This window comes from Streptomyces sp. NBC_01317 (assembly GCF_035961655.1).
Lineage (GTDB): Bacteria > Actinomycetota > Actinomycetes > Streptomycetales > Streptomycetaceae > Streptomyces.
This window is the reverse complement of the sequence record NZ_CP108393.1, coordinates 7,314,379-7,327,754: the sequence shown is the minus strand read 5'-3', so window position 1 is coordinate 7,327,754 and position 13,376 is coordinate 7,314,379. Positions and strand designations below refer to the sequence as shown.

The following is a 13,376-nucleotide window of genomic DNA, read 5'->3' as shown; positions in this document are numbered from 1 at the left end:
ACCACCAGATGACAAACAGAAGAAGGAAAGGGAGAACGTCCCACGTCCCGTGCCAGGAAAGGGGTTCGGGGTCGGGCTACGCCCCGTCCGCCGCTACCGCCTGGTCTCGCTCTCCGCGCCGTACGTCTGGATGTCGTCCATCGCGAGCGTCTGCGGCCTGCGTACGTTCTCCGCCTCCGCGTCGACCGCGTCCACCAGGGCCCGGTAGCCGCTCGTGATGCTGAGGAGCGTTTCGAGGACCATCTCCCGCTCCTTCCGGGCCTGCGGACCGACCTGGTTGGCGAATTCGTCGTCGCCACCCTCCTCGCCCCAGCAGTTCTCGTACGCGCTGCTGTCGGCGTCGAACCTCGGCCCGATCTCCTCGCCCGTCCTGGAGGCGTCCGCGATGTGCCGCGAAAGGCCCCGGATTCCCTCGTAGTCGCCCGAATACGTACCCGACATCGCTACGCGCCTCCCGGTCGCTCGGTCCCCGCGCCACGACCGCCGGGCGGCGGGCCGGCCGGCTCCGGTTCGTCCTCATGGATCTCGTCACGCAGCCGGCTCATCGCCGTCGGCCCCTGGTCGACGGAGGTCTCTTCGAGCAGCGACCCGAAGAGCGAGCCCCAGTCGACGCCGGCCCGTTCCGGTGCGATGCCCCGCGCGGTCATCCGGGTGAGGGGGTCCAGCAGGTCGACGACCCGGCGCGCCATCTCGGCGCGTGCCGTGTTCGCGGCCTCCAGCACCGAGGCGGAGAGCTGTGAGGCGGCCATGGTGCGGTACTTGCCGTCGAGGAACTCCACACTGGTCAGTTCCCCCTTCGACCCGACGGCCACCCGCACCGACCTGTCGGCGGAACGCGCGGTCGCCGACGCCGCGTCCAGCTCGCCCCGCGCCTTCGCCGCCGCCTCTTCCGTCGCCTTCAGGTGGGCGATCGCCTGGGCCACCCGGTCATCCATCGACTGACTCAACCCGGTCTCCTCACTGGGTAACTCTCCTGCGTGCGGCGCGCGGTCATCGTCCCAGGGCCTGGGGAGCGCCGCCCTCGTCGGTGCCCCAGACGTCCTCGTCCTCCACCACCCACGTGGTGCGCTCGCGGTCGCCGCTCTCGGTCTGCTGCCCTCCCCCGCCGCCGGGCCCGCCGGCCATCGGCGGCATGAACGGCGTCTGGCTGCTGGTCTGCGTGCCGCGCGGGACGACGCGGTGTTCCTGGTCCTCGACGGTCGACACACCGCCGCCCGCTCTGGCGGAGCGGCCGAGGCCGGGCTCGATGACGTTACGGGTGCGCTCGCCGGAGGACCCGGACTCGCCGCCGCCGCCGGCGCCCCGCATCATCGGCGGGGACATCCCCGGCGAACCGGCCGCCCCGTTGGAGCCGTCGGCGGCGGCCATGGCGCCGCTCCCCTCGGGGCGCCCCAGCGCGGACGTCAGATCGTCCTGGTTGTAGAGGTTGTCGTTGAACACGGACGAGTACGCCGAGTCCGCGCCGACCGACGAGAAGTCGGGGGGCTGCGGGAGATCCGCGATGCGCTGGCGGATCTGCTCGTCGATGTTCCTGTCGCCGGCCCCGATGCGGTCCTGCTCGGCCTGGATGTCGCCCATGCGCCGGTCGTACTCGGCCCTGGCGTCCCGCCGCGCCTGCTGCGCGTCCTCGCGGGCCTCCTCCCGGACGTCCTGGGCCGCCTCCTTCTGCTGCTCGTACTCCTTCTTGGCGTCCGCCTCGGCGGCGTCGGCGTCCTGGACGGCATCCCGCTCGGTGGCGTCGATCTCGGCGAGCCGGCGTTCGTACTCCTCGCGGGCCTGCTGCTCGTCGCCACCGCCGGCTATCTCGCGGTCGTACTCGCGCCGTGCTTCCGCGCGGTCCTCGTCGGCCTCCTGCTTGGCCTCGTCGCGCTGCTCCTGCGCCTCGGCCTTCTCGTGCTCGTACTCCTGCTTCGCCGCCGCCTCCTGGCGGTCGGCCTGCTGCTCAACGGCCTCGCGCTCGGCGCGCGCGTCGGCCTTGTCCCGCTCATAGTCAGCTTGTGCTTCGGTCTTGGCCTGCTCGGCCTCCAGCCGGGCCTGCTGCTTCTCCCGTACGGCCTCGCTCCGGGCCTGCTCCTGGGCGTTCTCCGCCTCGCCCCGGGCGGCGGCCTGCTCCTCCTTCGCGGCGGCCTTCTCGGCCTCCGCCTCCTTCTTGGCCTCTTCCTGGGCCTTCTCGGCCTCGGCCTTCGCCGCTGCCTGCTCCTCCTTGGCTGCGGCCTTCTCCGCGACCTGCTCGGCCTTCGCTTCTTCCTGGGCCTGCTTGGCCTCGGCGCGGTCCGCCTCGTTCTGGGCCTTTACCTCTTCCCGCTCCTTGTCCGCCTCGGCCTTCTCCGCGGCCTGTTCCGCCTTGGCCGCCTCCTTCTCCTTGTCCGCCTCGGCCTTCGCCGCCTCCTGCTCGGCCTTCGCCGCTTCCTTCTCCTGCCGGGCTTCCTCCTTCGCCTGTTCCTTCTCCGCCTCGGCCTCGGCCTTAGCCGCTGCCTGCTCCTCCTTCGCGGCGGCCTTCTCCGCGGCTGCCTCCTTCTTGGCCTCCTCCTTCTCCTTCTCCGCGTCGGCCCGCTGCCGCGCCGCCATGGAAAGGGCCAACGCCTGCTGCGCCGCCGCCTCCGCCTTCGCCTCTTCCTGAGCCTTCTTGGCCTCGGCGCGGTCCTCGGCGTTCTGGGCCTTCACCTCTTCCCTGTCCTTGTCGGCCTCCGCCTTCGCGGCATCCTGCTCCGCCTTGGCCGCTTCCTTCTCCTTGTCGGCCTCGGCCTTCTCCGCGTCGCGCTCGGCCTTGGCCTCCTCTTTCTCCTTGGCCGCCTCGGCCTTGGCCTCTTCCTTCTCCCTGTCAGCCTCCGCCTTCTCGGCGTCCCGCTCCTTCTTGGCCTCCTCCTTCTCCTTCTCCGCCTCGGCCTTGGCCTCTTCCTTCTCCCTGTCAGCCTCCGCCTTCTCCGCGTCCCGCTCCTTCTTGGCCTCCTCCTTCTCCTTCTCCGCCTCGGCCTTGGCCTCTTCCTTCTCCCTGTCAGCCTCCGCCTTCTCCGCGTCCCGCTCGGCCTTGGCTTCCGCCTTCTCCTTTTCGGCCTCCTTCTTCGCGTCCTCCTTTTCCTTCTCCGCCTCCTTCTTGGCGTCCTCCTTCTCCTTCTCGGCGGCGGCCTTCTCCGCCTTCGACTCCTCCTTCGCGGCGATGTCCGAGAGGGACTTCTTGTCCTTGTCCGTGATGGTGGGGTCGAAAGCCTTCTCCGCCGCGGTGAACGCGTTGCCGATGGCGAGGACCGCCTCGGCTCCCGCCGGACCGAGCCAGTTCTTCACCGACAGTTCCCAGCGGCGTACGGCCTCCTCGCCGATCTTCTTCCACGTCGTCATCTCGGTCGGCGCGCCGTAGGGCTGGCCGTCGATCGTGATCACACCCGAGAATCCCTCGCCCGCGACGATATTGCTGGAGTAGTCGTAGCGGTTGGTGGACGGCTGGAAGTCGATCTTGCCGAACTGATTGTCGAGGATGTCCATCCGGGCTTCCTGCAACAGGTCGTACAGATGCTGCTGCGGACTGCTCTCGGGCCGCCACGCGTCCCAGGCCGCGACCAGATTCATCGCCTGTTGGTGCAGAGTCCACTGGGCGTCCGCGAGGGCACGCGCGGGCTCGGAGAACACCGGATCACCCTCGATGGTGACGTAGGTGGTCGACTCCGCACCCTCTTCACCCGCGATCTGGTCGGCGTATCCCTCGTAATTTCTCGCCAGCTTGTGGATGAGCGCCTTGAAAATGGCAGCCGAGGTGCCGTCCCAGGATTTACTGCCCTCGCCGATGTCCTCGTTGTCCCATTTCCCGACGGCGGCGGCACTGTTCTTGAAGAAGGTGACCACCCGGTCGAACGCCCTGGCCGTGTCCGAGAAGGATCCGAGGTCGACATAGAGGGAGTCCGTCACGTCGACGCCGCTGTGGCTGAACCCGTGGGAGGAATACGGGGGCGTCGCGATCTCCATGAGGGCGGCCCTGGTGCCGTGGATGTACTGGGCGAGTTTGGTGGTGTCCCAGGAAACGGCCTTGCCGTCCTTGTTCCAGCCGCCCTCGTCCTTCAGCACCTTGCTCGTGTACTCGAAACTCCCGATCACGTCCATTCCGCTCGGCGGTGCGTCGCCGACGGTCGCCAGGATGGTGATGTACGCCCGGTACCGGTCGAGCTTCGTTCCCGGCGACGTTTTGTCCGCGTCGTGGTAGGACCGGTAGAACGGAATGGTGTAGTCGGTGTTCTTGGTGTGCCAGCCACCCGAGCCGGCGAAGCCGGATTCGTAGTAACTGCCCGCGTGATCCAGCCGGACATGCATCAGCGGGATCTCGTCGTTGCCCTTCATCTTCTCGAACAACGACGCGCGCGGGCCCGCCTCGTACCCGGTGAGCTTCTTGACGGCCGTGGCCCAGTCGTCGTCGTTGTTGTCCGTGGGGCTGGCCTCGGACTCTGCCATCACCGTGCTCCGGGAGGTTGTGGGGGTCGTGGAGGGGCAACTGAGGACGAGAGGTGGGGGAAGGAGCCCTGGGACAGGCCCTAGTCCTCCTTTTCGCCGCCGGATCCGCCGAGGTCACTGTCGACGTCTTCGAACACGTCCATGAACTCTTCCGGGGTGATGCCCTGCAGGGTCGCCCCCTGGGTCTTCTCCAGCTGTTTGATCGTTTCCCGCAGCGCTTCCTCGAAGTCCTCGAAGAGCACGGTCTGCTCCTCGATGATGCGGACGATCTCGACCGCCTCCGCCTGGATGACCCCGTTGAGCTTGCCCCCGGCGCCCTCCTTCTCCGCGGCCATGTTGCCGATGATGAGCGGCTTCGTGGTGCTGAGCGTGGTGGTCGACCTGCCGTCGGCGATGTACGAGATCGCCTCGCCCTCCGTCGGGCTGTACTTGACGATCCCCTCCAGGGTCCCCACGAACGGCTCGATGTGGTCGCTGATGAACTTCTTCAGGAACGCGCTGTCAAGGACCGTGACCTCGGCCATGTCGCCCTTCCCCTCCCCTTTTCCCTACCGTGCCGTCCGGCCGACGACCGGTCAGCGACCGCCGATCCTGATGTCCGACCACCGCTGGGAGAGGTTCTGCTCGGTGTGCCGGTAGCTGCCGGAGATGTCCGTGAGCAGGGTGGAGTGATTGGCGAGCAGCGTCCGGATGTTCGTGACGGCCGCGTCCCACTTCGCCTGCACGTCCTGGTAGACGTCCCGGTCGTCACCGATCCAGCTGTTCTTCAGCTCGGTCAGCTCCGCTTCCAGGTTCTCCAGGACGCTCATGATGGACTGGGACTGCGTGACCATGTTGTCCGCCGCGCCCTCGGCGTGGTTGTAGTCGATGTAGATGTAACCGTCGGTGAAATCCATCAGAAACCCTCGATTCGCCGCGTGTACGGTGAGTGTGCGGTGGGTGTGCGATCACGGCCGGTGGGCCGGCCCGTGACGGTCAGGCGTTGGGGTTGGTACCGCCCGCGACGCCGTTCGGGCCGCTGTTGTACCCGTTGAGCTCGTCGAACACGGCCGTGGACCTGGAGTACTCCTGGTCGATCGCCTCGCTCGAAGAGCCCTGCGCCAGGCCGTGTTCGGTGAGGGTGGAGTTGAGCTCGTCCACCATCCGGTCCAGATTGAGCAGGATCGTGTCGACGTGCCCGTCCCACTGTTCGAGCAACCGCTTGAAGCTTCCGCCGTCCGAACCACCGTAGTTGGAGGCGAGGGTGCCCGCCGTGGTCTGGACGTCCTGCTGGCACCGCTGGACACCGCTGAACGCCGTCTCCAGCGCCATGATTCCGTTGCGTGTCGCGTGCTCTTCGGACTGCTGCATGGCCATGAGAGAGAACTTCCTTCCGGCGGAATTCACCGACCTGTGGACCCCCGCACCACCTGTGGGCAGACAAGGTGGCCCTGTGAACACACCCCGCTTCACAGGGACATGGGGTGGCCCGATGCTAAGCAGGCGGCAAGTTGTTTGGCAATTGCCACCCAACCCGCCGCGGCGGAGCGGGCCTTGCCCCCGAATGCTCGATTGAGCAGGGGCCCGGAATGCGGGCCGCTCACCTGAGCGGCGGCCGGATTCCGGCCGGAGATAACGGTCATTGACCCCGTTTCAGCGACGCGTCCGGACACGCGGACTTCACACGGGGCCACTGCGGGGAATCCAAAAGTTTGCCCGTCCGAACAGTCTCCGCGGGGCGATTTTTCCGCCATAGCCCCTACATCTCCGGACACCGCAGTGTCACGCGCCCTTCTCCGGAAGAAGCCGCCTCCGGAGTGAGGTCGGGTCCGCTCGGCAGCATGGCCAGCAGTGGCGACGGCATCGTCCGCTCCTCGACGCCCTCGTACCCGAGCGCCTTCACCCCTTCCTGGGACAGCAGGCGGTACTTGACCCCTTCGTCCGTCACCAGGTACGTGGTGTCGCCCAGCGCACTGCCGCCCGCGCCCACCACCCTGACCAGCGCGCCCTTTCCGGCCCGTACGGCGATCGCGTCGACCTTCAGGCAGGCGGGCACGACCTCCGGGGCCGGCGGCTGCACGACCTGCGGCAGCGCGTGCTCGGGCAGTACGGACGTACCCACCCGTACGCCGCCCGGGGTGGAGTCGACGTCCGCGCACGCGACGGAGCCGACGGCGATCTCGACCGGCCTCGGCGGCTTCTCCGGCAGCCGCGCCGGGTTCACGACGGCGTCCTCGGAGCGGGGGGCGAGATTCCCGGTCAGCGCGTCCGCCCCGAGCGTCGCGACCCGTACGGCGTTGCCTTCGTACGCCTTCGCGCGGGTCTCCGGGTCGCCCATGAGGAGCGCCGCCCCGGTGGCCGTGAGCGGGACCAGGCCGTCCTTCTGGAGCAGGTGGTAGCGGGCGGCGGAGCCCGGGACGTCGACGAGGAAGAGCTGCCCGATCCTCGTGGCGCGGCCGGCCAGGTCGGGTCCCTTCGCGCCCCGGTCCGGCACCTCGGCCGCCGCGAGGTCGGGTCCCTGGGGGAAGGCGTCGAGGAAGGAGGCGGCGACCGGGCGGGGCGTGACGTTGCCGTACCCGAGAGCCTGCGCCGCGTGCCCGCGCCCGTCGAGGCGCAGCCTGCTCCCCTGCCACAGCAGGTAGGTGGTGGAGCCGGGCCCGGCGACCAACAGGCCCTCCTGGTCGGCCAGTCGGCGCCCGCCGGGTACGTCCCCGGGCTCGTCCGTGCCGACGGCGAGCGTCGTGGTCGCCGTGGCGCCGCCCGACGTGCCCGGGAGGAGGCCGGAACACACCAGCCACGGCTTGGTGTCCAGGTCGCCGGTGCCGGGCAGCGCCTCGGGGCCGTCCGGGATGCCGACGGGTGTGCCGTGCGGGGTGCCGGCGAGGGAGCCGGTGCCGACGGTCGTGACGGCGAGGGCGCCGCCGGTGATCAGCTGGGCGGACGCGTAGTTCCGTACGGGGCGGAGCCGTCCGTCCAGGTACAGGTAGCGGGCGCCCGTCTGCTTGTCGACGATCAGGTTCTGCGCGGTGCGCCAGGAGTCGTTCCCGCCGGGCTTGATGAGCCCGAAGACGAAGGCCCCGGCGCACACCAGCACGGCGATGAGCACGCCGATCGCGGCGCCGCGGTTGGTCCGGCCCAGGGGGCTCTCCGGATCGTCGGGTTCGGCCCGCAGCATGGCCGAGGCGAGCCTGCCCATCACGAAGAGGTGCGCCTGTACTTGGTCCCGTTTGCTGTGCATGGTTGCCCGTTCTTCCGATCAGCCGGATCAGCCGTTGATGCCGCGCAGCGTGCCGTACACGCCCATCGCCCAGAGCATCAGCGGCAGCATGCTGATGGCGGCGAGGGAGTGCAGCAGCTCGGCCGCGCGTCCCCAGTACGGCAGGAGCCGCCGCCCGGGCACGGTCCAGGAGGCGATGGTGATCGTGGCGGCCAGGGCCAGCAGACCGGCCGTCAGGGTCAGCCGGTCCGTGGGGTCGAGAGCCCGGGCCGCCCCGTACAGCAGCAGGGCCGAGCCCCAGGCGCCGGCGGTGGTCAGGGCGAGCCGCTGCCAGACGTTGCCCAGTCCCCTGCTGTGCAGCAGCAGCAACAGCGACAGGGCGACGACGGTGAGGATGCCCGGGAGGTCGGGGTCGGCCACGAGCATTGCGAGGCACGGCAGGCAGATCAGGCCGATGGCCGCGTAGAAGGCGGTCATCCAGCCGTCCGCCAGGGTGGCGCGGGTCTCCACGTCGGAGGCGGGGTACGGGTCGATGCCCTGCTGCAACTGCTGGACGTTGGTGGGCAGCGGGGGCATCCGCATCCCGGAGAGCCGGAACGACAGCGAGGGGACGAAGCCGCCGAACAGCACCACCACGACGGCCACCACGCTGGCCGCCTGGTCCGGTGCCAGGTCCATGATGATCAGGGTGGCCCCGAGCGCGCCCGCGACGGCGACGGAGGCCGTGCCGAGGAACAGCGCCGGGTACACGCCGACCGCCGCCAGCGCGAGCACGACCGCGCCACCGCCGGCGGCGGAGGCCGCCAACAGCCGTGCCCCCAGCACCGCGTCGCCCCCGGCGCCGCCCAACTCCCCGCCGGGCAACAGCCATCCGGCCAGCGCGAAGTAGGGGGCCGCCATGAGGCCGAGCACCGAGCCCGCCCCGGAGTCGCCGACGGCCCGGGCGGCCGAGCCGGCCCCGGCGATCAGCAGCAGTCCCGCGGCCCCGGCCGCCAGCGCCCGCAGCCAGCCGGGGGAGCCCGGCAGGCCCAGGAGCACGAGGCCCAGCGTGAGGGTGGCGGCGGCCAGGGCGAGCAGCAGGCGCCGTCCTGCCACCGGGCTCCACCCGTGCGGGCGGTTCTGCATGGTGGTGGATATGCCGTCGACCAGGTCGTCGAGATGGACCTCGGGGAGCGCCTCGGCGCGCGGCCGCAGACTGAGTACCTCGCCGTCACGCAGGCCGAGGGAGTCCAAGGTACTCTCGGGGTCGAGCGGTGGGCCGCCGAGACGTTGCAGCACCCAACCACCGTGCTCCAGGCCGGATTCCTCCAGGTCCTCGCCTCCGTAACCGATGACTGTGGGCAGCAGGTCGGCTACGGAGACGTCGGAGGGCACCGCCAGGTCGATGATCCTCGTCGGAGCGCGTACGGTGACGCGGCACAGATTCGCCGTCTGGGTTTCTGTCATGGGCTTGGGTTTCACGCTTTCCGCTGAATGTGACAGGAAGTCGGGCGTGTGGGTGCCGACGAGCCCATTGGGGAAACCGGCGGCATCGCGCGAGACTCTACTTCATCCGCATTGCGAGGCAACTCGCCCTTCCGGCAGCCGACTTCGAATGCCTTATGGGCGCCCGTCGTTCCGGTGAACCCCGGTATCGGCTGAACTCCGGTGAAGACCGGGTGAACTCCGGTAAAGGCGGACCGTCCCGCGCTGTTTTCATGGAATTGTTCGGAATCGCACAGGAGGCCATTCGTTGAGCGTGATCCTGTTCCGCAGGCCGGCACGCCGTAGAGGTCCGGAATCGCCGTCGGGAGACCTGAGTCTTCAGGAGCCGCCGACGCTTCCCGAAGTGGTCCCGGACAGTTCCGCGGTGTGGACCTACTTGCCGATGGCCCTGATGTCCGTGTCCATGATGCTGATGTTCATGCGGCCCGGCATGGCCAAGTCCAGCGGCGGATTCATCTATATCGCGCTCGGTGTGATGGTGGTCGCCTCCGCGGGCATGATGATCGGTCAGGTGATGAAGCGCAACGCCGACCGCAAGCAGCGGATGAAGGGCGAACGCCGCGACTACCTGCGTTATCTGCGGCAGACGCGGCGCAAGGTGCGGGCCTCCATCGTCGACCAGCAGCGCGCGCTCGCGTGGCGCCATCCCGAGCCCGACGCGCTGTCGTCCTTCGTGCGGACGTCGCGGCTGTGGGAGCGCCGCACGTCCGACGAGGACTTCGCGGAGGTCCGGATGGCCGTCGGTGACCAGCGCCTGGCGATGAAGCTGATCCCGTTGTCCACCAAGCCCGTCGAGGATCTGGAACCGCTGTCCGCGCACGCCCTGCGCAGCTTCACCCGGGCCTATTCGACGGTACGGGACCAGCCCATCGCGATCTATCTGCGCGCCTGGTCGAAGGTGTTGTTCCGGGGGGACGAGGAGCGGATACGCGGCCTGGTGCGCGGCCTGCTCGGCCAGTTGGCGGTCTTCCACTCGCCCGACGACCTGTGGATCGCGCTGTGCGTGTCCGACGAGCGGCGGTCGGAGTGGGAGTGGGCGAAGTGGCTCCCGCACAGCCTGCACCGGTACGAGGAGGACGGCGCGGGCCCGACCCGGATGATCACCTCGGCCTTCAACGAGCTGGAGAACCTGCTCGGTGTCGAGTTCCAGGAGCGTCCGGGCGCCGATCCCGACGCGGCCCCGGGGCGGGAGGAGCCGTACACGGTCATCGTGATCGACGGCTGCGCCCTGCCGGCGGGCCACCGTTTCGACGGCCCCGGGTTCCGCAACGCCGTCGTCCTCGACATCACGGGGGCCCTCACCTGGAAGCCCGGGCGCACCACCCTGCGCCTGGAGGTGGAGGAGGACAGCGTCGCGCTGGTCCGCACCGACCGCGACCGCAAGGAGCAGTCGACGGTGCTGGGAAGGCCCGACAAGTTCGGCCCGGTGGGGGCGCGGGCGCTCGCCCGGCTGCTCGCGCCGTACCGGATGAGCATGGGCGGCGACGACTCCAAGCCGTTCTCCGACGACGTCGAGCTGACCGCGCTGCTGAACATCCCCGATCTGCACCAGCACGAGCCGGCCACACTCTGGGAGCGGTACACGGGCAGCGCCCGGCTCCGCGTCCCCATCGCGGTCAGTGGCGAGGGCAGGCCCGTGGAGCTGGACATCAAGGAGTCCGCGCAGGGCGGTACGGGTCCCCACGGCATGCTCATCGGGGCCACCGGTTCCGGCAAGAGCGAGCTGCTGCGCACCCTTGTTCTCTCCCTCGCTCTCACCAACTCCTCGGAGACGCTGAACTTCATCCTGGTCGACTTCAAGGGTGGTGCCACCTTCCTCGGTCTGGACGAACTGCCGCACACCTCCGCGGTCATCACCAACCTCGCCGACGAGGTGTCACTGGTCGCCCGCATGCAGGACGCCCTGCACGGCGAGCTGATACGCCGTCAGGAACTGCTGCGCGCCGCCGGGAACTACACCTCGGCCCTGGAGTACGAGAAGGCGCGGCAGTCCGGTGTCCCGCTGGCGCCGCTGCCGAGCCTGTTCGTCGTGGTGGACGAGTTCAGCGAACTGCTGTCCGCGCACCGCGACTTCATGGAGCTGTTCGTCATGATCGGCCGGCTCGGGCGCTCGCTCGGGGTGCATCTGCTGCTCGCCTCGCAGCGGTTGGACGAGGGCCGCATGCACCAGTTGGAGAGCCATCTCTCGTACCGGATCGGTCTGCGCACCTTCTCCGCGATGGAGAGCCGGGGTGTGCTGGGGGTGCCGGACGCGTACGAACTGCCGGCCCAGCCGGGCGCCGGTTTCCTGAAGAGCGGGGTGGACGCGCTGACGCGGTTCCGTGCCGCCTACGTCTCGGGGCCGTACCAGCGCCGCCGGGCCGTCGTGCAGGCGCAGGTGGCCCGCCAGGTGGTGCCGTGGACGGCGGAGTGGGTGGTGCCGCGCGCGCCGGCGGACCCGGACGTGTCCGGCGGGGGCGAGGAGGAGCCGGAGGGCGACGAGGAGAACGGCGAGACGCTGTTGTCGGTGGCGCTGGACCGGCTGCGCGGTTCGGGACCGCCCGCCCACCAGGTCTGGCTGCCGCCGCTGTCCGCGCCGGCCAGTCTGGACCAGATCCTGCCTCCGCTGGCGCCCGACCCGCGCTTCGGCCTCACCACGGCCGACTGGCCGCTGCGGGGCCGGCTCACCGTCCCGGTGGGTGTGGTGGACCGGCCGTTCGACCAGCTCCGTGATCTGCTGACGGTGGACCTGTCGGCGGCGGGAGGCCATGTGGCGATCGCGGGCGGCCCGCAGAGCGGCAAGAGCACCCTGCTGAGGACCCTCATCACCGCGCTCGCGCTGACCCACACACCGAGGGAAGTGCAGTTCTACTGCCTGGACTTCGGCGGTGGCACCCTCGCCGCCCTCGACGAACTGCCCCACATGGGCGGGGTGGCGGCGCGGGTGGACGCCGAGCGGGTGGGCCGTACGATCGCCGAGGTCAGTACGCTGCTCAGTAAGCGGGAGCGGTTCTTCCTCGAACAGGGCATCGACTCCATGCCGACGTATCGCAGGCGGCGGGCGGCGGGCGAGTTCCCCGATGAACCGCACGGCGACATCTTCCTGGTGGTCGACGGCTGGTCCACGGTGCGCCAGGACTTCGACCGGCACCTTCCCACCTTCAACGCGCTGGCCGCCCGCGGCCTCAACTACGGTGTCCACCTGATGATCACCACGGGCCGGTGGGTGGAACTGTCGTCGTCCGTACGGGACCAGACCGGCACCCGTCTCGAACTGCGCATGGGTGACGCGATGGACTCCCAGATCGACTCCCGCAAGGCGGCGACGATCCCGCGCAGCCCCGGCCGGGGCCTGACCCCCGACAAGCTGCACTACCTGTCGGCGCTGCCGCGCGTCGACGGGGTCGAGGACGCCGACGACCTCGCCGACGGTGTCGCCGGGCTGGTCGCCGCGATCAGCGAGAACTGGACGGGCCCGCCGGCGCCCCGGGTGCGGATGCTGCCGACCGCCCTGCCCGTCGCCGAACTCCCGGCGCCCGTGGGCGAGAACGGGCTGCGGATCGCCATCGGCCTGGACGAGAACGAACTCGCCCCGGTGTGGCACGACTTCTCCGAGAACCCGCACATGATCGTGGTGGGTGACAGCGAGTGCGGCAAGACCAACCTGCTGCGGGTGGTCGCCAAGGGCATCACCGAGCGGTACACCCCGGCCGAGGCCCGCATCATGACGGTGGACTACCGGCGGGAGCTGGTGGAGGCCGTCCCGGAGGCGTACCGCCTGGGTCACGCGGTGTCGATGGACATCCTCAAGGACCTGGTGGACGGGGTGGCGAGGGCGGTCAGGCAGCGCGTTCCCGGGGAGAGCATCGCCCCGTCGCGGATGAGGCTGGCCGACTGGTGGTCGGGGCCGCGGCTGTTCATCCTGGTCGACGACTACGACATGATCGGCAGCGGTCCCATGGCGCAGCCGTTCGCCCCGCTGCTCGACCATCTCGCGCTCGGCCACGAGGTGGGCCTGCACATGGTCGTGGCCCGCTCCTCGGCCGGCGCCGGGCGCGGCCTCAACGAGGCGTTGCTGCGGCGGCTGTTGGAGATCAACACACCGGGCCTGCTGATGTCGTGCCCGCCGAGCGAGGGGTATCTCTTCGGCAGTGTGAAGGGGCGCGAGCTGATCCCCGGGCGGGCCGTGCGCATCGCGCGGCGCAAGACGCTCCAGATCCAGACCCCGCTGGGGGACGAGCGCTGATGTCCCCCAGGCGTGTCGCGGCGGCCGGCGGCC

General features: G+C 69.9%; 9 protein-coding genes. 1 reads left to right on the top strand and 8 read right to left on the bottom strand.

All coding sequences use genetic code 11. The features are described 5' to 3' along the window. Positions 1-93 precede the first annotated feature (93 nt). The 8 genes from OG349_RS31870 to eccD form a co-directional block, all read right to left on the bottom strand. Complete coding sequence (locus OG349_RS31870) at positions 94-441, bottom strand: hypothetical protein (protein WP_327237878.1); 348 nt, start codon at positions 439-441, stop codon at positions 94-96. A gap of 2 nt (positions 442-443) precedes the next feature. Next, the gene (locus tag OG349_RS31865) at positions 444-935 is read right to left on the bottom strand and encodes a YbaB/EbfC family nucleoid-associated protein (protein WP_327237877.1); all 492 of its coding nucleotides are present in this window, start codon (positions 933-935) and stop codon (positions 444-446) included. 55 nt (positions 936-990) lie between these two features. Further along, a complete protein-coding gene (locus OG349_RS31860; protein WP_327237876.1) occupies positions 991-4,437 on the bottom strand; it encodes an AAWKG family protein in 3,447 nt (1,148 codons plus the stop codon). Between the two features lie 80 nt (positions 4,438-4,517). Then, positions 4,518-4,961 (bottom strand): type VII secretion system-associated protein, encoded by a 444-nt coding sequence (locus OG349_RS31855; RefSeq protein WP_327237875.1) that lies wholly within the window; start codon positions 4,959-4,961, stop codon positions 4,518-4,520. 51 nt (positions 4,962-5,012) lie between these two features. Further along, positions 5,013-5,333 (bottom strand): WXG100 family type VII secretion target, encoded by a 321-nt coding sequence (locus OG349_RS31850; RefSeq protein WP_327237874.1) that lies wholly within the window; start codon positions 5,331-5,333, stop codon positions 5,013-5,015. 79 nt (positions 5,334-5,412) lie between these two features. Continuing rightward, a complete protein-coding gene (locus OG349_RS31845) occupies positions 5,413-5,793 on the bottom strand; it encodes a hypothetical protein (protein ID WP_327237873.1) in 381 nt (126 codons plus the stop codon). Between the two features lie 382 nt (positions 5,794-6,175). Then, positions 6,176-7,654 carry a type VII secretion protein EccB gene (eccB, locus tag OG349_RS31840; RefSeq protein ID WP_327237872.1) on the bottom strand — a complete coding sequence of 493 codons (1,479 nt, stop codon included), beginning with the start codon at positions 7,652-7,654 and terminating at the stop codon, positions 6,176-6,178. Positions 7,655-7,681: 27 nt separating this feature from the next. Beyond that, the gene (gene eccD, locus OG349_RS31835) at positions 7,682-9,079 is read right to left on the bottom strand and encodes a type VII secretion integral membrane protein EccD (RefSeq protein ID WP_327237871.1); all 1,398 of its coding nucleotides are present in this window, start codon (positions 9,077-9,079) and stop codon (positions 7,682-7,684) included. A 292-nt stretch (positions 9,080-9,371) separates the two neighbouring features. Here eccD and eccCa point away from each other — a divergent pair, with 292 nt between their 5' ends. Next, entirely contained in the window at positions 9,372-13,343 is a 3,972-nt protein-coding gene (gene eccCa / locus OG349_RS31830) for a type VII secretion protein EccCa (protein ID WP_327238802.1), read from the top strand. Positions 13,344-13,376 lie beyond the last annotated feature (33 nt).

Excerpts from the sequence above, each read along its gene's own strand:
- OG349_RS31870 (WP_327237878.1), bottom strand. The coding sequence starts at position 441 with ATGTCGGGTACGTATTCGGGCGACTACGAGGGAATCCGGGGCCTTTCG.
- OG349_RS31865 (WP_327237877.1), bottom strand. The coding sequence starts at position 935 with ATGGATGACCGGGTGGCCCAGGCGATCGCCCACCTGAAGGCGACGGAA.
- OG349_RS31860 (WP_327237876.1), bottom strand. The coding sequence starts at position 4,437 with ATGGCAGAGTCCGAGGCCAGCCCCACGGACAACAACGACGACGACTGG.
- OG349_RS31855 (WP_327237875.1), bottom strand. The coding sequence starts at position 4,961 with ATGGCCGAGGTCACGGTCCTTGACAGCGCGTTCCTGAAGAAGTTCATC.
- OG349_RS31850 (WP_327237874.1), bottom strand. The coding sequence starts at position 5,333 with ATGGATTTCACCGACGGTTACATCTACATCGACTACAACCACGCCGAG.
- OG349_RS31845 (WP_327237873.1), bottom strand. The coding sequence starts at position 5,793 with ATGGCCATGCAGCAGTCCGAAGAGCACGCGACACGCAACGGAATCATG.
- eccB (WP_327237872.1), bottom strand. The coding sequence starts at position 7,654 with ATGCACAGCAAACGGGACCAAGTACAGGCGCACCTCTTCGTGATGGGC.
- eccD (WP_327237871.1), bottom strand. The coding sequence starts at position 9,079 with ATGACAGAAACCCAGACGGCGAATCTGTGCCGCGTCACCGTACGCGCT.